The sequence below is a fragment of the Nonomuraea harbinensis genome, from assembly GCF_019396385.1.
In the GTDB taxonomy this organism is placed as follows: Bacteria; Actinomycetota; Actinomycetes; order Streptosporangiales; family Streptosporangiaceae; genus Nonomuraea; species Nonomuraea ferruginea.
The window spans coordinates 44,976-62,484 of record NZ_JAHKRN010000028.1; the positions used below are offsets into that span (position 1 = coordinate 44,976).

General features: G+C 71.4%; 22 protein-coding genes and 1 tRNA gene. 9 read left to right on the top strand and 14 right to left on the bottom strand.

All coding sequences use genetic code 11. The annotated features are described in order from the left end of the window. Nucleotides 1-88: 88 nt before the first annotated feature. From KME79_RS26425 to KME79_RS26440, 4 genes are read left to right on the top strand one after another with little or no spacing between them, the layout of a single operon-like run. Nucleotides 89-559 carry a hypothetical protein gene (locus KME79_RS26425; RefSeq protein WP_219546790.1) on the top strand — a complete coding sequence of 157 codons (471 nt, stop codon included), beginning with the start codon at nucleotides 89-91 and terminating at the stop codon, nucleotides 557-559. After that, a complete protein-coding gene (locus KME79_RS26430; RefSeq protein WP_219546791.1) occupies nucleotides 559-1,659 on the top strand; it encodes an efflux RND transporter periplasmic adaptor subunit in 1,101 nt (366 codons plus the stop codon). Before KME79_RS26425 ends, KME79_RS26430 begins: the two co-directional genes overlap by 1 nt. Beyond that, nucleotides 1,656-2,327, top strand: a complete 672-nt coding sequence (locus tag KME79_RS26435) for an ABC transporter ATP-binding protein (protein ID WP_219546792.1) — start codon at nucleotides 1,656-1,658, stop codon at nucleotides 2,325-2,327. The genes KME79_RS26430 and KME79_RS26435 overlap by 4 nt, the downstream gene beginning before the upstream one ends. Then, on the top strand, nucleotides 2,327-3,580 hold the full coding sequence (locus tag KME79_RS26440) for an ABC transporter permease (protein WP_219546793.1): 1,254 nt from the start codon (nucleotides 2,327-2,329) through the stop codon (nucleotides 3,578-3,580). Before KME79_RS26435 ends, KME79_RS26440 begins: the two co-directional genes overlap by 1 nt. Nucleotides 3,581-3,636: 56 nt before the next feature. Here KME79_RS26440 and KME79_RS26445 read toward each other — a convergent pair whose 3' ends face one another. The 3 genes from KME79_RS26445 to KME79_RS26455 are packed head-to-tail and all read right to left on the bottom strand — an operon-like array spanning nucleotide 3,637 to nucleotide 5,989. Continuing rightward, nucleotides 3,637-4,860, bottom strand: coding sequence for a Dyp-type peroxidase (locus KME79_RS26445; RefSeq protein WP_219546794.1), 1,224 nt, complete (start codon nucleotides 4,858-4,860; stop codon nucleotides 3,637-3,639). Further along, complete coding sequence (locus tag KME79_RS26450) at nucleotides 4,860-5,378, bottom strand: copper chaperone PCu(A)C (protein ID WP_219546795.1); 519 nt, start codon at nucleotides 5,376-5,378, stop codon at nucleotides 4,860-4,862. Before KME79_RS26450 ends, KME79_RS26445 begins: the two co-directional genes overlap by 1 nt. A gap of 59 nt (nucleotides 5,379-5,437) precedes the next feature. Next, nucleotides 5,438-5,989: an MFS transporter gene (locus tag KME79_RS26455; RefSeq protein ID WP_219546796.1), complete on the bottom strand. Its 552-nt coding sequence runs from the start codon at nucleotides 5,987-5,989 to the stop codon at nucleotides 5,438-5,440. Between the two features lie 86 nt (nucleotides 5,990-6,075). On the opposite strand from KME79_RS26455, the gene KME79_RS26460 reads away from it, so the two are divergent. Together KME79_RS26460 and KME79_RS26465 are read left to right on the top strand one after the other, a co-directional pair. Beyond that, complete coding sequence (locus KME79_RS26460; RefSeq protein ID WP_219546797.1) at nucleotides 6,076-6,759, top strand: hypothetical protein; 684 nt, start codon at nucleotides 6,076-6,078, stop codon at nucleotides 6,757-6,759. Between the two features lie 74 nt (nucleotides 6,760-6,833). Beyond that, complete coding sequence (locus tag KME79_RS26465) at nucleotides 6,834-7,355, top strand: universal stress protein (RefSeq protein ID WP_148035902.1); 522 nt, start codon at nucleotides 6,834-6,836, stop codon at nucleotides 7,353-7,355. A 51-nt stretch (nucleotides 7,356-7,406) separates the two neighbouring features. Here the strand turns inward: KME79_RS26465 and KME79_RS26470 are convergent, their stop codons facing one another. The 3 genes from KME79_RS26470 to KME79_RS26480 are packed head-to-tail and all read right to left on the bottom strand — an operon-like array spanning nucleotide 7,407 to nucleotide 10,776. After that, the gene (locus KME79_RS26470) at nucleotides 7,407-9,608 is read right to left on the bottom strand and encodes a heavy metal translocating P-type ATPase (RefSeq protein WP_219546798.1); all 2,202 of its coding nucleotides are present in this window, start codon (nucleotides 9,606-9,608) and stop codon (nucleotides 7,407-7,409) included. A gap of 20 nt (nucleotides 9,609-9,628) precedes the next feature. Further along, nucleotides 9,629-10,567 (bottom strand): DUF8832 domain-containing protein, encoded by a 939-nt coding sequence (locus KME79_RS26475; RefSeq protein WP_219546799.1) that lies wholly within the window; start codon nucleotides 10,565-10,567, stop codon nucleotides 9,629-9,631. Next, a complete protein-coding gene (locus KME79_RS26480; protein ID WP_148035899.1) occupies nucleotides 10,564-10,776 on the bottom strand; it encodes a heavy-metal-associated domain-containing protein in 213 nt (70 codons plus the stop codon). The genes KME79_RS26475 and KME79_RS26480 overlap by 4 nt, the downstream gene beginning before the upstream one ends. 282 nt (nucleotides 10,777-11,058) lie before the next feature. Between KME79_RS26480 and KME79_RS26485 the strand changes: the two genes are divergently transcribed. The 3 genes from KME79_RS26485 to KME79_RS26495 all read left to right on the top strand — a co-directional run bounded on the left by KME79_RS26485 (nucleotide 11,059) and on the right by KME79_RS26495 (nucleotide 12,020). Beyond that, nucleotides 11,059-11,178 carry a DLW-39 family protein gene (locus KME79_RS26485; RefSeq protein ID WP_013130296.1) on the top strand — a complete coding sequence of 40 codons (120 nt, stop codon included), beginning with the start codon at nucleotides 11,059-11,061 and terminating at the stop codon, nucleotides 11,176-11,178. Between the two features lie 15 nt (nucleotides 11,179-11,193). Next, entirely contained in the window at nucleotides 11,194-11,925 is a 732-nt protein-coding gene (locus KME79_RS26490; protein ID WP_219546800.1) for an HAD family hydrolase, read from the top strand. A 19-nt stretch (nucleotides 11,926-11,944) separates the two neighbouring features. Continuing rightward, nucleotides 11,945-12,020: transfer RNA gene (locus KME79_RS26495), tRNA-Ala, on the top strand. A 56-nt stretch (nucleotides 12,021-12,076) separates the two neighbouring features. On the opposite strand, the gene KME79_RS26500 is transcribed toward KME79_RS26495, so the two are convergent. The 8 genes from KME79_RS26500 to KME79_RS26535 all read right to left on the bottom strand — a co-directional run bounded on the left by KME79_RS26500 (nucleotide 12,077) and on the right by KME79_RS26535 (nucleotide 17,508). Continuing rightward, a complete protein-coding gene (locus tag KME79_RS26500) occupies nucleotides 12,077-13,003 on the bottom strand; it encodes a tyrosine-type recombinase/integrase (protein ID WP_219546801.1) in 927 nt (308 codons plus the stop codon). After that, nucleotides 13,003-13,209 (bottom strand): helix-turn-helix domain-containing protein, encoded by a 207-nt coding sequence (locus KME79_RS26505; protein ID WP_219546802.1) that lies wholly within the window; start codon nucleotides 13,207-13,209, stop codon nucleotides 13,003-13,005. Before KME79_RS26505 ends, KME79_RS26500 begins: the two co-directional genes overlap by 1 nt. 11 nt (nucleotides 13,210-13,220) lie before the next feature. Further along, nucleotides 13,221-14,825 carry a replication initiator gene (locus tag KME79_RS26510; protein WP_219546803.1) on the bottom strand — a complete coding sequence of 535 codons (1,605 nt, stop codon included), beginning with the start codon at nucleotides 14,823-14,825 and terminating at the stop codon, nucleotides 13,221-13,223. Continuing rightward, on the bottom strand, nucleotides 14,822-14,971 hold the full coding sequence (locus KME79_RS26515) for a hypothetical protein (RefSeq protein WP_219546804.1): 150 nt from the start codon (nucleotides 14,969-14,971) through the stop codon (nucleotides 14,822-14,824). Before KME79_RS26515 ends, KME79_RS26510 begins: the two co-directional genes overlap by 4 nt. 30 nt (nucleotides 14,972-15,001) lie before the next feature. Next, complete coding sequence (locus KME79_RS26520) at nucleotides 15,002-16,429, bottom strand: FtsK/SpoIIIE domain-containing protein (RefSeq protein WP_219546805.1); 1,428 nt, start codon at nucleotides 16,427-16,429, stop codon at nucleotides 15,002-15,004. An 88-nt stretch (nucleotides 16,430-16,517) separates the two neighbouring features. After that, nucleotides 16,518-16,832 (bottom strand): hypothetical protein, encoded by a 315-nt coding sequence (locus KME79_RS26525; protein ID WP_219546806.1) that lies wholly within the window; start codon nucleotides 16,830-16,832, stop codon nucleotides 16,518-16,520. Then, nucleotides 16,829-17,095: a hypothetical protein gene (locus KME79_RS26530; protein WP_219546807.1), complete on the bottom strand. Its 267-nt coding sequence runs from the start codon at nucleotides 17,093-17,095 to the stop codon at nucleotides 16,829-16,831. The genes KME79_RS26525 and KME79_RS26530 overlap by 4 nt, the downstream gene beginning before the upstream one ends. Then, on the bottom strand, nucleotides 17,095-17,508 hold the full coding sequence (locus KME79_RS26535; protein WP_219546808.1) for a plasmid replication, integration and excision activator: 414 nt from the start codon (nucleotides 17,506-17,508) through the stop codon (nucleotides 17,095-17,097). The genes KME79_RS26530 and KME79_RS26535 overlap by 1 nt, the downstream gene beginning before the upstream one ends. Nucleotide 17,509: the final 1 nt, after the last annotated feature.

Below are 17,509 nucleotides of genomic sequence, written 5' to 3' on the forward strand. Positions count from 1 at the left end.
CGCTCATGGAAACCGCCGGGAAACCGGCTCGTCGGTTCCATCTCCTCTCAGGCGGCCGGAACGGTTCCGGCCCGACGAGGAGAACGTGATGCGAGTACGGATGCTCGGCGTGACCGCGGCGCTCGCGCTGGCGCTGACGGGATGCGCCGCGGAGGCCCCCGGCGTGGCCTCCGCGGGCGGCGATCCCACCGCGAGCGCCGCGCCGAGTCTGGACGGCGAGGAGCGGGGCCTGAAGTGGGCGCAGTGCATGCGCGAGAACGGCGTCGACGTCCCCGACCCCAAGCCGGGCGAGGGCATACGGATGACGATGGGCCCCGGCACCCAGGAGAAGATGGAGCAGGCCCGTGAGGCGTGCAAGGAGTGGCAGCCGCCCGGCGGCGGGCGTGCCGACGGCGAGAGCAACGACGAACTGCTCAAGATCGCTGCCTGCATGCGCGAGAACGGCGTGGAGAACTTCCCCGACCCCGAGGGCGGCAGGGTTCGCATCACCAAGGACGTCGGCGACGACCCCGACTTCGAGGCCGCGCAGAAGAAGTGCCGGATGGACCGGCCCAAGTGATGGGCACGACCACGATCGACGGGGAAGCGCTGGAGACGGCCCCGCGACGCCGCCGCGGCCGTCGGGCGGCCTGGCTGGCCACCGCGACGGTGCTGGCCGGCGCGGTGGCCGCCGCCGGTCTCGGCGTGCTCGACAGGGCCCCGGCCAGGCGGCCCGCCGCCGCGCTGCCGCCGGCCACCGCGACGATCGCCGAGGAGACCCTGCGGGACACGCGGGAGGCCGACGGCGAGCTTGGCTTCGGCCCGGCCGCCTCGGTGACCAACCGCATGCGCGGCACCGTCACCTGGCTGCCCGGCGGCGACGACGTGATCACCCGCGGCGAGCCGCTCTACAAGGTGGACGACGATCCGGTGGTGCTCATGTACGGGAGCACGCCCGCGTACCGGGACCTGGCGGTCGGCGCCGAGGGCCGTGACGTGGCGAGCCTGGAACGCAACCTGAGCAAGCTCGGCTACGACGGCTTCACCGTCGACGACACGTACACCTGGGCCACGGCGCGGGCGGTCATGGCCTGGCAGGAGGACCGCGGCCTGCCGGAGACCGGCGTGGTCGAGCTGGGCCGGGTGGTGTTCGCCGACGGCAGGGTCCGGGTGGACACGGTGGACGCCGAGACCGGCCGGCCCGCCGCGCCCGGCCAGAAGGTGCTCGGCTACACCGGCACCGCCAAGGTCGTCACCGTCCAGCTCGACTCCGAGGACCGGCGGCTGGCGAAGGAGGGCGCCAAGGTGACGGTCACGCTGCCCAGCGGCCAGGAGGTCAGGGGCAAGATCACCGAGGTCGCCACCGTGATCGTCCCGGGGCAGGGGAACGAGGAGCCGCAGACCAAGGTCGAGGCGCTTGTCTCGCTCACCGGCGAGAAGGCCGCTGACCTCGACCAGGCGGCGGTGGACGTGAGGTTCACCGCCGAGGAGCGCGAGAACGTGCTCACCGTCCCGGTCGCCGCCCTGGTGGCGCTGCGCGAGGGCGGGTTCGGCGTGGAGGTCGTCGAAGGCGGCGCCACCCGTTACGTCCCGGTCGAGACCGGCCTGTTCTCCGGCGGCCGGGTGGAGATCACCGGCGACGGGCTCACCGAGGGCATGACGGTGGGGATGGCGAAATGATCGAGCTTTCCCGCGTGAGCAAGGTCTACCCCGGCGGCGTCACCGCGCTGGACGACGTGTCGCTGGAGATCCGGCGCGGCGAGATGGTCGCCATCGCGGGCCCGTCCGGGTCCGGCAAGTCGACCATGCTCAACACCATCGGCACGCTCGACCGGCCCACGTCGGGCACGGTACGCGTCGACGGGCACGACGTCGCGACGCTGTCGGACAACCGGCTGTCGGCGCTGCGGGGGACCGGGATCGGGTTCGTGTTCCAGCAGTTCCACCTGGCCGCGAACGTGCCGGCGCTGGAGAACGTGGCCGACGGCCTGCTCTACAGCGGCCTGCCGAGGGCCGAGCGCCGCCGCCGCGCGCGGGCCGCGCTGGAGCGGGTGGGGCTCGCCCACCGCATGGACCACGAGCCGCACGAGCTGTCCGGCGGCGAGCGGCAGCGGGTGGCCATCGCCAGGGCGGTGGCCGGCGATCCGCCGCTGCTGCTGGCCGACGAGCCGACCGGCGCGCTCGACTCGGCGTCCGGGGCGGGGGTGATGGAGCTGCTGCGCGAGCTGCACGCGTCCGGTACGACGGTGCTGATCATCACGCACGACCCGGAGATCGCCGGCAGGCTGCCCCGCCAGGTGCGGATGCGCGACGGCCGGATCGTCGCCGACCACGCCGGGGCGGCCTGATGGCCGGCCGGGAAGAGGTGACACCGCGCCGGGCCCCGGGACCGCCCCAGGCCGGCCGTGATCTCACCCCGCCCCGGTTGCGGCCGCGCGACGTGCTCAGGGTCGGCGCGGTCGGGCTGCGCACCCGCCCGCTGCGGGCGTTCCTGTCGGCGCTGGGCATCGCCATCGGCATCGCGGCGATGATCGGCGTGCTCGGCATCTCCTCCTCGTCCGGCGCCGAGCTGGACCGCCAGCTGTCCGCGCTGGGCACGAACCTGCTCACGGTCTCGTCCGGGCAGACCCTCAGCGGCGAGGAGGCCAAGATGCCGGTGGAGGCCGAGGCGATGATCGAGCGCATCGGCCCGGTGCTGTCGGTGTCGTCGGTCGGGCAGGTCCAGGACGCCAAGGTGTACCGGTCGGAGGAGATCCCCGAGGCGCGGACCGGCGGCATCTCGGCCTACGCGGCCCGGCTCGACCTGCTCGACTCCGTGGGGGCTACGCTGCGCGCCGGCACCTGGCTCAACGCGGCCACGCACGCCTACCCGGCCGTGGTGCTCGGCTCGGCCACGGCAGAACGGCTCGGCGTCGGCGCGGTCGGGCCCGACACGCAGGTGCTGGTCGGCGGCCGGCGGTTCACCGTCGTCGGCGTGCTGGAGCCGGTGGCGCTCGCCGTGGAGCTGGACACCGCGGCGCTGGTCGGCTGGCCGGTCGCGGAGGAGCGGCTGGGCTTCGACGGCCACCCCACCGTGCTCTACACGCGGGTGGACGAGCGGCACATGGACGCGGTACGGGACGTGCTGGCCGGAACCGGCAACCCGGAGGCGCCCAACGAGGTCGACGTCTCCCGCCCGTCGGACGCGCTGGCCGCCAAGCAGGCCACCGACCAGGCGTTCACCGGCCTGCTGCTGGGCGTCGGCGCGGTGGCGCTGATCGTCGGCGGGGTGGGGGTCGCCAACACCATGGTCATCTCGGTGCTGGAGCGGCGGGGCGAGATCGGCCTGCGCCGCTCGCTGGGCGCCACCCGCGGCCAGATCCGCACCCAGTTCCTGGCCGAGTCGCTGCTGCTGTCGGCGATCGGCGGGGTCGGCGGCGTGTGCGTCGGCGCCGCCGTCACCGTCGGCTACGCCGCCTACGAGGAGTGGCCGTCCGTGATCCCCGCCGAGGCGACGGTGGGCGGCCTGGCCGCGACGCTGGTCATCGGCGCGGTCGCCGGGCTCTACCCGGCGATCCGCGCCGCCCGCCTCTCTCCGACGGAAGCCCTGGCCAGTCCCTGACCGACCGGGCCCGGGCGGTTCCTGACCGACCGGGCCCGGCGCCTACGGACGCGCGGTCAAGGCCCGTCCGCGAGCAGCGTCTCCCCGATCCAGCCGTCCGGGGCGCACCCGGGCGGGATCGCGAACACCGCCGAGCCGATCGCGGTGATCCACTCGTTGAGCAGGTCGCCTTCGGCCAGCCGCCGCTGCACCGGGACGAACTGCTTGTCCACGTCCGCCTGGTAGGCGGCGAACAGCAGCCCGGAGTCGGGGGTGCCGTCCTCGGCCAGCCCGTCGTCGTAGTTGTACGGCCGCCGCAGCATGCGGGCGCCGGGATCGTCCACCCGGGCCCGCCTGATGTGCGCGTACTCGGAGATGACGGGGAAGCCGAGCCGGTTCAGCCTGCCGAAGTCGGGCTCGTCGTGCTCGGCCCGGCCGGTGAGCGGCGCGCCGTCGGCGAGGCGGCGGCCGATCGTGAACTCCCTGCCGGTCCTGTCCAGCTCGTCCCAGGTCTCCAGGTCCATGCGGATCCGGCGCAGCACCAGCGTGGTGCCGCCGCGCAGCGGGCCCTGGCCGAGCCAGACCGCCCGGTCCAGGTCGGCCGGGTTGACGGTGCCGTCGAGCTGGCCCATCAGGTTGCGCTGGGTGGCGCCGGCGGGCTGGACGTGCGCGCCGCGCCGGAAGCCACGCTGCGTCCAGCGCACCCGCGCGAACGCCCGCGCGTCCTTGACCACCATCCGCAGCGCGTGCGCGACGGTCAGCGGGTCGTCGGCGCAGATCTGCACCAGCAGGTCACCGCCGGACCAGCGGTCCTCCAGCTTGTCCGTCTCGAACTCCGGCAGCTGCCGGACCGGCGAGTCCACCCCGGCCGCCTCGAACAGGCCGGGGCCGAACCCGAACGTGACCGTCAGCCTGGCGGGGGAGGCGGCCAGTTCGGGCTCGGTGTCGGCGAGCGCGCCCCGGCCCAGGGTGAGCCGGCGCGCGTCGTCGGTCAGCAACCGCATGAGCCGGGCGATCGGCTCCCGTCCGGTGCCGCGCTTGAGGTCGAACGCCACGAACACGGCGTGCGCCTGCGGGGACGTGGCGATCCCGGCCTGGTGGACGCCGTGGAACGGTTCCGTGGCCGTACCGGACGGGACCTCCGTGGCAGCGCCGCTCGGCGAGGCGCCGGCGGACGTGCCTGCCATCGTGCCGGCCACCGTGCCCGCCACCGTGCCCGCCACCGTGCCCGCCGCCGTGCCCACGGCCGTCGCCGCCCCGGCCGCGAACAGCCCGCGCCGGGTGATCCTCTGCTCGGCCATCAGTGGTCCGTGCCCGGCTGGTAGTCCTCCTTCGCGCCCGCGAAGTCCTTGCCGACGGCGGTGAACTCCAGCGGGGGACCTTCCTGCAGCGTCAGCGTGAGCGGGATCTCCGCGCCGGGCTTCACCTCCTCCTTGACGCCCATCAGCATGATGTGGTCGCCGCCGGGCTTGAGCTCGTGGCTGCCACGCGCCGGGACGACGAACCCGCCGTCCTTCGGCCGCATGATCATCTTGTTGTCGGACTCGACCACCTCGTGCAGCTCGATCTCCGGCGAGAGCGGCGAGGCGCCCGCGACGACGGTGATGGGGCTGTCGGTGTGGTTGACGAGGGTGCCGAACGCGGCGGTCATCCCCTCCTTCACCGCCTTCACCCAGGGGTCGGTGATGGTGAGCGCCTGGGCCGGGGCGGCGGCCTCGACGCTGGTGGTGGGCGCGGGCCCGGCGGCCGGGGTGGCGGCGCCGCAGCCGGCGAGGAGCACGGCCGTGGCGGTGACGAGCAGGGCGGAACGGGTGTTCATGGACATGCCTTCCTGCGCCCGCGGCGGAAGTCGCCGGGGCGTCGGTCATCGGAAAAAGGTCAGCGGATTCCGATGACCGCGGGCGGCCCGCGCCCGCTGACGGCATGCCGGAGGATCGCCGAGCGCAGCACCGGCGGCTCGGCGTGGGGCAGCTCGACGAACGGCGTCGCCGGCACCGGCAGCAGCACGGTGACGAGCCGCGTGGCCAGGCGGCGCAGCAGCCCCCACAGCGCGGCCTCCCCGCGCGCCAGCCAGAGCGCGGTCAGCCCGACCGCCCACCCGTGGGCGACCAACATCCCGAGGTCGGGGGCCAGCCCGGCCGAGGCGTGCGCGGCGTGCGCGGCCCCGGCAGCGGGGGAGACGGCGTGGGAGAGCGAGAACATCACGTGCAGGACGAGCTGCAGACCGCCCAGCAGCGCCAGGATCGCCCGCGGGCCCCGCTCCCGCCCGGCCAGCGGGTACGCGCCTCCGGCGGCCACGAAGAACCCGGCCACCATGGCCGGCCCCGGCACGCTCCCGCCCGCCAGGGAGTGGGCCACCATGCCAAGACTGAGACACACCACGGCGAACACCGCGGTGCGGGCGAGGCGGAACGGAAGGCTGGACGGCACGATGCCGACATGATTTCACGCCACCCCCTCGGTCCTTCTCCCGACACAGCCCAAGATTTCCGGCGAGACCGGCATAATGGCGCGGGATGCTGACGCCCACGGACCCGCACGCGTACGCGGCGGCGATCGCCCCGGTCATCGACGCGGTCCACGTCAACCTGCACGCCGCCACACGCAGACCCGGCGCCCTCGGACTGCTGAACGACCTGCGGTTCACGCTCCCGCTGCGCACCCTCACCAGACGCGACCTGGCCGCCGTCCACCGGTACGGGGACGACCGGGAGGAGAGCATCCGGGAGCACGTCCGGCGCGGCGAACTGGCCGACGACGACGGCACGCTGCGACTGACGGAGCGGGGCCTGGACCTCGTGCACGGGCTGTACGAGACGCACGCGGCCGTGGCGGGCCGGATCTGGCGGGACCACGACGTCGAGACCCTCGCCGCGCTGGCGGGACGGGTGCTCGGCAAGGCCATGGCGGAGCCGGGTGACGCGCTCGCGGTGATGGCTCCCCCGTACGAACCCGAGGGGGCACCGGCGGGGCTGCTGCTGTTCAACCGGCTGGCGGCGCTACGCTACGCCCGCGCCGACGCGCACGCGGCGGCCTGGCAGGCGGCGGGACTGACCGCGGCCGAGGTCGTCGCACTGGAGCCCGGCCCGCTGCGCGAACGCATCGAGGCGGGCACCAACCGCCGCGCGGCGGTGCCGTACGAAGCCTTTTCCGAGCCGGAACGCGAAACCCTCTATACCGGCTTGCTCGCACTGGTGTGAGAGGTCCGAAACTCACACCTCCCGGTAACTAGCCGAAAGGCGCACTATGGTACGTACCTCGGTAAGGGAGGGGCGTGGTGGATCAGGACCTGCCCGGCGGCGTGCGGCTCATCGTGGGCGTCGACGAGACTCCGGCCGCGCGCTGGGCGCTCGCCTGGGCGATCGGGACCGCGCGGCTGCGCCGCATGGCTCTCGTCGCCGTACATGTCAGCCGGGCTCCGGTGCACCCGTTCCCGGAGGCGCTGCCCGTGCAGCACGCCATCAGATCGGGTGAGGAGGCACGCTGCGGCGAGGTGATCGCCGGCGTGTTCGAGGACGTGGCGGGAGGCCTGCCGGAGGACCTCCACACGGTCATGGTGTCCAGGGTCGGCGATCCCGGCTACCACCTCGTCGACCTGGCCCGCGAGGGCGACCTGCTGGTGCTCGGGCGCAGCCGCCGCGGCCTGCTCAGCCGCATGTTCCTGCCCTCGACCAGCATGTACTGCGCGCGTCACGCCAAGACGACGGTAGTGATCGTGCAGCAGCCCACCCCGCCCGACGAACCCGAGATGTCAGAAGACCGCTCCCGCCGGTTCTGGAGCCGCAGGCACGATTGACGCGCGAAGCCCGCCGCGGGCCCGGCACTGCCGGGCCCCCGACGGACGGTCTCACTTGAAAGCGCGCAGCCGCAGGCTGTTGCTCACCACGAACACGCTGGAGAACGCCATCGCGGCTCCCGCGATCATCGGGTTGAGCAGCCCCATCGCGGCCAGGGGCAGCGCGGCCACGTTGTAGGCGAACGCCCAGAACAGGTTGCCCTTGATGGTGGCGAGCGTCCTGCGCGACAGGCGCAGCGCGTCGGCCGTCACCCGCAGGTCGCCGCGGACCAGCGTCAGGTCGGACGCCTCGATGGCCGCGTCGGTGCCGGTGCCCATGGCCAGCCCGAGGTCGGCCTGGGCGAGCGCGGCCGCGTCGTTGACGCCGTCGCCCACCATCGCCACGACCTTGCCCTCGGCCTGAAGGCGCTTGACCACCTCGACCTTGTCCGCGGGCAGCACCTCGGCGATCACCTCGTCGATGCCCACCTCGGCCGCCACCGCGCGGGCGACCTTCTCGTTGTCGCCGGTCAGCAGCACCGGGGTGAGGCCGAGCCGCTTCAGCTCCGTGACCGCCTCCGCGCTGGTGGCCTTGACCACGTCGGACACCACCAGCACGGCACGGGCCCGGCCGTCCCAGCCGACCGCGACCGCGGTGCGGCCCGCGGCCTGCGCCTGCTCCAGAGCCTCCACGAGCTCGGGGGTGAGGTGCTGCGACCACTCCTCCAGCAGCCTGGGCCGGCCGACCAGCACCGCGTGCCCGTCGACGACGCCCTGCACGCCGAGCCCTTCGACGTTCGCGAAGTCCTCGACCGTGGCGTCCGACCGGGCGGCCCTGGCCACGGCCTGCGCGATCGGGTGCTCGGATGCGTGCTCCAGCGCGCCGGCCAGGCGCAGCACCTCGGCCTCGTCCTCGCCCTCGGCGACGTGGACCTCGGTGAGCGTCATCCGGCCCTCGGTGACCGTGCCGGTCTTGTCGAGCACGATCGTGTCCGCCTTGCGGGTGGACTCCAGCACCTCCGGGCCCTTGATCAGGATGCCGAGCTGCGCGCCCCTGCCGGTGCCGACCAGCAGCGCCGTCGGCGTCGCCAGCCCCAGCGCGCACGGGCAGGCGATGATCAGCACCGCCACCGCCGCGGTGAACGCCGCGCCCGCGCCGTTGCCCGTACCGAGCCAGAACCCGAGCGTGCCTACGGCGAGCGCGATCACGATCGGTACGAACACGCCCGAGATGCGGTCGGCGAGCCGCTGCACCTCGGCCTTGCCCGTCTGGGCCTCCTCCACCAGCCTGGCCATCTGCGCCAGCTGGGTGTCGGCGCCGACCCGGGTGGCGCGGACGACGAGCCGGCCGCCCGCGTTCACCGTCGCGCCCGTCACCGCGTCGCCCGGCCGCACCTCGACCGGCACGGACTCGCCGGTCAGCATCGAGGCGTCGACGGCGGACGTGCCTTCCTCGATCACGCCGTCGGTCGCGATCTTCTCGCCCGGCCTGACCACGAACAGGTCACCCGCCTTGAGCTGGTCGGCCGGGACGCGGCGGCCGTCGGCCAGCTCCACGTCCTTGGCGCCCAGCTCCATCAGCGCCCGCAGCGCGGCCCCGGCCTTCCGCTTGGACCGCGACTCGAAGTAGCGCCCGGCCAGGATGAACGCCGTCACCCCGGCCGCCGCCTCCAGGTAGATGTTGCCGGCGCCGTCGGTGCGCTGGATCGTCAGCTCGAACGGGTGGATCATGCCGGGCATCCCGGCCGTGCCGAAGAACAGCGCCCACAGCGACCAGCCGAAGGCCGCGAGCGTGCCCATCGAGACCAGCGTGTCCATGGTGGCGGTGCCGTGACGCAGGTTCGTCCAGGCCGCCTTGTGGAACGGCCAGCCCGCGTACACCACGACCGGCCCGGCCAGCGCCAGCGACAGCCACTGCCAGTAGCGGAACTGCAGCGCCGGGATCATGGCCATGGCCACCACCGGGACGCTCAGCACCACCGCGACGATCAGCCGGTCGCGCAGGCTGTTGTCCGGCTTCTCCGCTTCTTCCTTGGGCCCCTCGTGGGGCAGCTCGGCCGTGTAGCCGGCCTTCTCCACCTCCTGGACCAGCGCCAGCGGGTCCAGGTCCGCGGGGAAGGTGACCTTGGCCTTCTCGGTCGCGTAGTTGACCGTCGCCGTGACGCCGTCGAGCTTGTTGAGCTTGCGCTCGATCCGGTTGGCGCAGGAAGCACACGTCATGCCGCCGATCGAGAGCTCGACCGCGCCCCCGCGGCCGTCGGTGAGTGATGTCATCACCCTTCTCCTCTCAGGCGTCAGTGGCCGTGCGGTCCGGTCTCGGCCGTGAAGGCCGCGGTGCGCACCTTGCCGTCGTGCTTGAAGTCCAGGAACAGGCGGTAGGAACCGGTGCTGGGCACCTCGGCGAAGAACGTGATCTCCGGGCCCGCCTTGCCGGTCTCCTCAGGATGGACGTGCAGATAGGCGAGATCGCCGGCCCTGAGGGCCACCAGGTGTCCGTAGGCGCCGAGGTAGGGCTCCAGGTCGGTCACCGGCTCGCCGTCCTTGCTCACCTTGAGCGTCAGCTTGCTCGACCGGCCGGGCTCCAGGCTCCCGGCGAGGCTCACAGTGTAGTCACCGGTCCGCGCCTCGGTGCTCGCGTGCGGGAGCTCGCGCGGGCGGTAGTCGCCCGGCACCTGCAGGTCGAGGCCGAGCGTCAGCTTGTCGGCGCCGGTGGGCTTGAAGTCGGCGAAGGCACGGTACGGGCCGGGCTCGTCCAGGGGGAGCTTCACGCGCCAGGTGCCGTCGGCGGCCATCTCCGGGTGGAGGTGCCGGAAGATGGTCAGGTCGCGGGAGGCGACGATGAGGTGCAGCTTCTTGTCGTGCTCGACGTCGAACTCCGTCACCGGCTTGTCGCCGGGGCCGTCGACGGTGAAGCGGAAGTCGTCGGGGTCGTCGGTGGCGAGGCGGGTGAAGGTGTAGCCGTCTTGGGAGACCTGGAGCCCCCCGGGGGTATCCGTAGCGCCTGAATGCCCGCTGTCGGCGTGGCCGTCCGCGCTGTCGGTGCTGCCGTCCTCGGCCTGCTCACCCGTTCCGTGGTCCATGGCCGTCTCTCCCTGCTTCACCTGCTCCGCCGTACGGCCGGTCGGGCCGGGGGCGGGCCCGATCTGGCCCGCCGCGCTCCCGGCGCCCAGCGCCGCGGCGAAGACCACCGCGAGCCCGGCGCCGTAGAGGCCCAACCGGCCTGCCGTTCTCATGACACCCCCACCAGTTCGTAGCCGGCCTCCTTGACCGCGCCGCTGATCTCCGCCTCATTGACAGGACCGTCGCTGACCACGGTCAACCGGCCGCTCTTGAGGTCCACGTCGACGGAGGTCACGCCGGCCACCTCGCCGACCTCCTCCTTGACGGAACTCACGCAGTGGCCGCAGGTCATGCCCTTGACGGTGTAGGTGGCGGTGCTCATCGCATGCTCCTTCATATGCTCGTACGTGATGCCTTGTATCGAGTCTAACACCGTACCCCCCTAGGGTATGTCGTGACCCTGGCTGTGCATACCTGGAGGGGGTATGCGGAGGACGATATATACGGCTAGGGGGTATGTCAATCCTCGGCGCCGCGTGTTCCTTGAACAATCCGACATCTGGTCCGCGCAAACACGGGGACCGCCGCCATCCCTTGCTAGGCTGCAAAGCATCCGTTGGGTCTTGCCCAGCGGGCGAGACCGTCGAAGAAGTGGGGTCACACAGTGAAGAAGCTGCTTGTTCTGGCGCTGGTCGCCCTTGGGGGGTTGCTGATCTGGCGCAAGGTGCAGGCCGATCGGGCAGAGCTCGATCTCTGGACCGAGGCGACCGGTAGCGAGAACTAACCGACCGGCGAGGCGATGAGTGACATCGTCCCCATCAAGCTGGTGTGCCTGGACCTGGCAGGCACCACGGTCGGCGACATCGCCACGGTGGAGCGCGCGTTCGCCGAGGCGATCGCCACCCAGGGCATAGTCCCCGGGACCGGAGCGTACGCACGTGCCATGGTGCACGTGCACCGGTCCCGGGGGCAACCCAAGATCGACGTCTTCCGGGGCATCTTCCCGGAGAACGAGGCCCGGGCTCAGGCCGCCAACCTGACCTTTGAGCGCGCCTACGAAGGCGCCCTCGAACGCTCCGGCCTCACCCCCGCCCCCGGCATCGTCGAGGTCCTCGACAAGCTCCGCGGCTCCGACATCCGGCTGGCCCTGCTCACCGGCTTCAGCCGCACCACCCTCGGCCGCGTCCTCGGCATCCTCGGCTGGCACGACAAGATCGACCTGGCCATCAGCCCCGAAGACGCGGGCGGCCGCGGCCGCCCCTGGCCCGACATGGTCCTGCACGCCGTCCTCCGCCTCGGCATCCCCGACGTCCGTCAGGTGGCCGTCGCCGGCGACTCCGAGAGCCACATGCTCGCCGGCCACCGCGCCGGCGCCGTCGTCGTGGCCGGCATCCTCACCGACAGCGGCCACAGCCGAGACCGCCTCGTCGGCGGCGGCGCCACCCACGTGTTACCGTCCGTCGGCGCACTGCCGGAGCTGATCCTGAGCGGCGACCTGGGAGGCGCGCGGATACCGGCGCCGGTTCGGTAGGCTATCTTCATTGTTCGAAGGGGCCTTAGCTCAGCTGGCAGAGCGCCTGCTTTGCAAGCAGGAAGTCAGGAGTTCGAATCTCCTAGGCTCCACCAGGTAGAACACCCCGCCACTGATCTTGTGACGGGGTGTTCGGGCCATTAACGGGCCATTAGCCATCCTGGTCCAGCCTCTTTCTTTCGGCCTCCACACGAGCGCTGAGCGCATCCGCGATCCGCTGGTCAGCGTCCTTGGTCGCGTGCTGGTAGATGAGCGCCGCCCGATCGCTGTCGTGCCCCATCCGTGCTTTGAGATCGGCCAGGCTCGCCCCTGACTGCGCGGCCAGCGTGTTGCCCGTGTGGCGAAGATCGTGGAAGTGCAGGCCGGCGAGCCCCATCTCCTTGAGCGCCTCACCCCACTTCGCGGCACGCCGGAAGTTGCTGCCCCGCAGGAACCCGCCCAGCTTGCCGAGGAACACGAACGCGTCCTCTTCTGGCTCGACATAGGACGCGAGATGTTCGATGAGTGCCGGAACGATCACTGCGGGGATACCGACCGTACGGCGACCGGCCTTGGACTTGACCGGGCACAGGCGCATCTCCCCGCCGTCCAGTTCGATGAGCTGTTCCCGGACCCGGACCGTGCGCGCCACCAGGTCGAGGTCATGCCGTCGAAGTGCGATCACCTCACCCCATCGCAGGCTTGCGAACGTGGCCAGCAAGATCAGCGCTCGAAACCGCCTGTCGGCCATCCGGTCGGCGAGTTCGAACACCTGAGACACCGTGATCACGGGACGCTCGGGTGTGTGCTCATTGTCGGCGCCCTTGATCCGGCAGGGGTTGCGGCTGATCAACTTGTCCTCTTCCGCCGCCGTCATCAGAACGGCCCGCAGGAACCGGTAAGCCTTGGCGACCGTCGAGATCGATACGCCATGCTCCAGCCGTTCGGACCGCAGCGCACGGTCGGCCTCGGTTTTAGTGGCATAGGTCGTGGCCCCGGTCCGCAGACGCCCGTCCGGTCCCGGATAGCGAATCTGGAACCGGCCGGACTCGCGCTTGCGGATATTGCCGAAACGCCGGTGTCCGTCTTTGTTGGCCATCAGGCAGCCCTCCTCTTAACGGTGTCGGTCGTCATCGGCGTGACGGTTCCGGCGACGACGAACGCGATCAGCGCGGACTCTCGGATGCGGACATGACGCCCGACTTTCACGAATTCGATCCGGCGTTCGGCGATCAGGCGGCGGACGAAGCGCTCCGAGGTGTGCAGCAGTTCGGCGATTTCAGGGACGGTGAGAAGTTGCTCCATGGTGTTCCTTCTCAGGCCGCGTCCGGCGTTGCCGAAAGATCTTGGCCGTCTGCTCTGGCTTCCAGCTCTCTGAGGTGGGCTCGCCAGCGTTGGCGTACGTGGACGGATCGGAGGAGGCGGACGGCGAGGGACGGCACGTTGGCGTCTCCGGCCGGGACCGGTCGCCAGATGTAGCGGTGTGGGTCGGTGGGTTCATCGGCTTGGCCGAGGGCTTGCAGGATCCAGGTACGGCGGTCTTGCTTGTGTTCGGCGAGGGTCTTGTTGCTCCACTTGCGGGAGACCAGGACGCGGCGTCCGGCGTAGCCGAGGTGTTCGGGCTTGTGGGCCTTGCCACGGCAGTGGCCGGGTGTCATGCCGGGTTTGGCGCTCTTGGGCTGGACGCCGTAGCGCAGCCAGTTCGGGCAGGTGGGTGAGCAGGGCTCGTAGCGCAGGGCGTCCAGCATGCGGGCCGCGTGCTCGCGCTGGGCCTGGCCGCTGTCGAGGGTCTCACCAAGGGACTTGGTGAGGTACTTGGACAGGTAGCGGATGCATTGGTCGGCGTCCGGGGTGCCGGAGAGGACCCCTTGTACGTCCACCTGCTCACCGAAGCGCAGCACGTGGAGGGGCTCGGCGTCCTCGTCCAGGGCGTCGAGGGCCTCGTCCCAGGTGGGCAGGACCTGGCCGGTTGCCGGGTCGAGGTAGCCGGCCTCCTCGTCCCAGACGGGCAGGTGATCGCCGTCGAAGCGCACCTCGTCGGCCTGTGGCCACCACACCTGGTGATAGGTGGCGGCGGCTATCTGCTTGATCTCCGCTCGTGGCAAGGTGCCCCGAATGGCCATGTGCAGGTGTGGGGCCAGCCGCTTCTGAGGTTCGACGGCGGCGAAGTACTGCACGTCATAGCCTGCGACCCGGCGCAGGTTCTGCACGAAGCGGTCCATGAGCTTGGAGAAGTGCAGCGCGTCCCGAGCCGCGCGCCGGTAGTCGTAGGTGTTCGGATCGACGGGGATGCCGTCACGGACCTTGCCATAGCTGGGCAGGGTGAGCGTGACGAACAGTGACGGCCGATAGACCTTGCCATCGGAGCCGGTGAAGGTGCGTCCCAGGGTGGTGCTGGTCATCCTGCGCTTGGGCAGGTTCGGGGCGTCCTGCCGACGCCGGGTCGATCGGGTGCGCTTGGGCACCGCGGATCCGGTGACGCTGCCCCGCATTCCAGCGGCGTTGATCTCCTCGTCCAAGCTCGCGAGAACGGCGTCCAGGTCGGTGGTGTCGTCGCCGGCCTGCTCGGCGGCATCGCGCTTGGCCTGCATGTCGGCGCGGAACTCGATCAGTCGGCGCTGTTCCTCGCTGGCCTCGTCCGGGGCGATGGCCGGTTCGGTGTCGAGGTGCCAGCCCTCGCGGCACTGGGCCATGCGGAGTTGCCGATTGCGCTTGGCGCAGGGAGGGCACTTGCTGTCCAGGGTGGAACCGCAGGGCACGTCGATGATCTCGGAGGTGCCGGTGACGGTGTCGAGTCGCCGCAGCGGGATGGGCCGGATGCAGACGCCGTGGAGCTTGGCGACCTCTTCGAGCACATCCCGGGCCATCGGCATGGCTTGGCGGACGGCCCGGGGAAGTGCGCGGTCGTGCGCATGGGTCATGTGAACCTCCCTTCGTTGATGTCAAGGACGATGAGCGCGATCTGGCCGCAGGCGCGGCACTCGACCAGGGCACGGACCGGGTCGAGCCAGAGAGCGTTCACGGTGTGGCAGGTGGCGCAGCGCAGCTCTTCCAGCAGCTCACGCATCAGAGCTCACCTCCGACTCGGCGCAGATCCTCATGCGGCGCTCCCGTACGGGGTGTAGGCGTCGACCATGGCGTGGATGTCGGTGTCGGAGACGTAGGCGGCGCGGACCCGGATGGGTTCGGGGCTGGCCTCCAGCCGGACGTAACCGACGCCCGCGCCTCGTTCGGGGACGGGTGAGATGCGGTCGGCCAGGGCTCCCCGGTCGCGGGCGCCGTCGCCGAGGACCATGTCGACCTGTTCCGACTCGTCCAGCCGGAGGGCGATCTTGTCGGGGAACAGGTTGCGGATGTTCATGACCTCTTTGCGCGGGTCCTGGAGTGCGGCCAGGACGCCGACGCCGACCGCGCGGCCTTGGGTGGTGAGGGTGGCGAGGGCGCAGGAGATGCGTTGCCGTAGCTGCCGGTCGGACTGGTAGGCGGTCAGGAACGCCACCTCGTCGACCACGACCAGGACGAACGGATCATCGACCGTGGGCGTGTGGGAGCGCTGGAGCCCGGCGAAACGGGCGGCTCGTTTCTGCATGACGGCGACGACCTCGTCCAGCAGGTCGGCGCACTCCTCAGGCGTGGCTGCGTACCGCGTGCCGAACAGGGCGCGGCCGTAGGACAGTTCCATCAGTTTCGGGTCCAGCGCCCACAACTCGACCAGGCCCACACTGGCGGCAGGGAGCAGGGAGCGGATGACGGACCAGATGATCGACCCCTTGCCGGCCCCGGTCGCGCCCGCGACGAGAACGTGTGTCCCGTGCACCTTGAGCCGCCACGGTCGCCCGTCTTCGCGGGTGCCGATCTCAACCGGTCCCACGGTCGGTTCGATGGGGATGGACAGGGCCGGTAGGGGCTCAGAGAGCGGATCGCTGCGCGGGAAGGTCAGCGTCAGGTGTCCGGCCTGGGTCAGCGTCACCCGGCAGGATGCGGCGCCGAAGCCTTGGGCAAGATGGTCGGTGCGGTCGGTCCAGTCCTTGACCGGTTGGCCTTTGAGCATGCGCACGGTGACCTGGTCGGCCCAAGATGTGCAGGTGACCTTGCCGAGCCGGGGCAGGTAGTCACGGCCCCGGATGTGGCGGCCGAGACCGGAGACGATCAGGACGGGTTGCCAGTGTCGCCGGTAGATCCAGGTGAGCCGCCACCAGGCCAGCAGCCGGTAACCGATCAGGCGGTTGAAGGACGCCCGGTCGATGTACGCCCATGAGGCGAGGGCCAGGATGACCGTGCCGAGCAGGGATGCCGCCATGGGCCAGTCGTAGACGTACCAGGTGACGCCGAGGGCTACCGGGATGGTGGCCGCGATGGGGTGGCGCCAGATCGTTCGGACGAGCCCGGCGAACATGCGCCAGGCCAGGATGACGATGGTGAAGATGGCGGGAGTCTTGATCACGGCCGGGCGGAAGACGACGGCCGTGTCGGGCGTGGTGGAGACGAGGTTGCGCGCCTCGTCGCCAGGCAGCCGCTTGAACATAAGCTGGGAACCTCTCGTGATGGAGCAAGTCGTGGGAGAACCGAGGGGCCGCCGGAAGTTGCCGCTTCCAGCGGCCCCGCCTCAGGTGTCAGGCCGCCGTGTCGGTGGCGTCCTTGGCCGGCTGTTCGGCGTGCAGGCACTCGCAGTCGGCCAGGTAGCGAGCGGCGGCGTTGAAGATCTCGCGGGCGACGGCCAGGTCCGCGTCGGTGACCGGCCCGGCTCCGGTGGTGGAGATGTGCACGTCGGCCTCCTGGGAGGCGAACTCCAGGTACGGCCGGGGAGTGCTGGTCAGCAGTCCGGCGCGGATCTGCAGGCGCGGCGTGTGGAAGGAGACTCCGACGTGCGGCTCGGAGTCGGGTCGCAGGGACACGGTGACGTAGGTGTAGGGCCGGTGCTCGCTCATGCCGCCACCCCGCGTCCGTCGGGCAGGCCGTAGAAGCTGCGCTCCAGGGAGCGGGCGAAGCGGTGGGCCTCGCGGGCGAGCTGGCGCGCGAACTCCAGGTCCTCCACCGTCACGGGGCCGCCGGTGGTGACCAGGACGGAGGTGGCGCCGAAGTCGAGCGCCAGGACGGGCTCACGCCGGACGGACGGGTGGTTGAGGGTGCGGGCGGCGTGGCCGGTGGTCAGCCGGATCACGCTGGTGCGAGGGGTACGGCGTCGGGTCATCAGGCGGCGTCCTTTCCGGCCTTGGCCGGGGCGGTGGGCTGGTGGGGAGCGTGCATCTCGCGCACCTTGATGGAGTAGGCGAGGCGGCCGTTGCCGTTGACGTACGGCGTGACCGAGATGCCGTCGAATTCGACGGGCGTGAACGGAAGCCCCGGCATCGGCTGCGGCGGCACCGGCTGGACCGGGGCGAGGATCTTGACCGCCACCGTCTTCTGAGCGGGCTTGAGGGCCGGGTCACCGTCCAGGACCGCGACCTGCCAGACCAGCTCATTGGTCTGCTTGTCGCGGGACTGCACGAAGCGGCCGTTGGTCGAGGCGTCGAAGTCCTTGACCGGCTCGACCTGCCCGACGACGTAGCAGCCGTGCGGGAAGACCATGGCGAAGGTGACGGGGATGGGGCCTTGCAGAGCCATA

What these genes read in the sequence shown, in the direction of transcription:
- KME79_RS26480 (WP_148035899.1), bottom strand. Translation starts at nt 10,776, where the DNA reads ATGAGCACCGCCACCTACACCGTCAAGGGCATGACCTGCGGCCACTGC.
- KME79_RS26470 (WP_219546798.1), bottom strand. Translation starts at nt 9,608, where the DNA reads ATGACATCACTCACCGACGGCCGCGGGGGCGCGGTCGAGCTCTCGATC.
- KME79_RS26445 (WP_219546794.1), bottom strand. Translation starts at nt 4,860, where the DNA reads ATGGCCGAGCAGAGGATCACCCGGCGCGGGCTGTTCGCGGCCGGGGCG.
- KME79_RS26505 (WP_219546802.1), bottom strand. Translation starts at nt 13,209, where the DNA reads ATGGAGCAACTTCTCACCGTCCCTGAAATCGCCGAACTGCTGCACACC.
- KME79_RS26440 (WP_219546793.1), top strand. Translation starts at nt 2,327, where the DNA reads ATGGCCGGCCGGGAAGAGGTGACACCGCGCCGGGCCCCGGGACCGCCC.
- KME79_RS26535 (WP_219546808.1), bottom strand. Translation starts at nt 17,508, where the DNA reads ATGGCTCTGCAAGGCCCCATCCCCGTCACCTTCGCCATGGTCTTCCCG.
- KME79_RS26425 (WP_219546790.1), top strand. Translation starts at nt 89, where the DNA reads ATGCGAGTACGGATGCTCGGCGTGACCGCGGCGCTCGCGCTGGCGCTG.
- KME79_RS26475 (WP_219546799.1), bottom strand. Translation starts at nt 10,567, where the DNA reads ATGAGAACGGCAGGCCGGTTGGGCCTCTACGGCGCCGGGCTCGCGGTG.
- KME79_RS26430 (WP_219546791.1), top strand. Translation starts at nt 559, where the DNA reads ATGGGCACGACCACGATCGACGGGGAAGCGCTGGAGACGGCCCCGCGA.
- KME79_RS26435 (WP_219546792.1), top strand. Translation starts at nt 1,656, where the DNA reads ATGATCGAGCTTTCCCGCGTGAGCAAGGTCTACCCCGGCGGCGTCACC.
- KME79_RS26460 (WP_219546797.1), top strand. Translation starts at nt 6,076, where the DNA reads ATGCTGACGCCCACGGACCCGCACGCGTACGCGGCGGCGATCGCCCCG.
- KME79_RS26490 (WP_219546800.1), top strand. Translation starts at nt 11,194, where the DNA reads ATGAGTGACATCGTCCCCATCAAGCTGGTGTGCCTGGACCTGGCAGGC.
- KME79_RS26525 (WP_219546806.1), bottom strand. Translation starts at nt 16,832, where the DNA reads ATGAGCGAGCACCGGCCCTACACCTACGTCACCGTGTCCCTGCGACCC.
- KME79_RS26500 (WP_219546801.1), bottom strand. Translation starts at nt 13,003, where the DNA reads ATGGCCAACAAAGACGGACACCGGCGTTTCGGCAATATCCGCAAGCGC.
- KME79_RS26450 (WP_219546795.1), bottom strand. Translation starts at nt 5,378, where the DNA reads ATGAACACCCGTTCCGCCCTGCTCGTCACCGCCACGGCCGTGCTCCTC.
- KME79_RS26530 (WP_219546807.1), bottom strand. Translation starts at nt 17,095, where the DNA reads ATGACCCGACGCCGTACCCCTCGCACCAGCGTGATCCGGCTGACCACC.
- KME79_RS26510 (WP_219546803.1), bottom strand. Translation starts at nt 14,825, where the DNA reads ATGACCCATGCGCACGACCGCGCACTTCCCCGGGCCGTCCGCCAAGCC.
- KME79_RS26515 (WP_219546804.1), bottom strand. Translation starts at nt 14,971, where the DNA reads ATGCGTGAGCTGCTGGAAGAGCTGCGCTGCGCCACCTGCCACACCGTG.
- KME79_RS26520 (WP_219546805.1), bottom strand. Translation starts at nt 16,429, where the DNA reads ATGTTCAAGCGGCTGCCTGGCGACGAGGCGCGCAACCTCGTCTCCACC.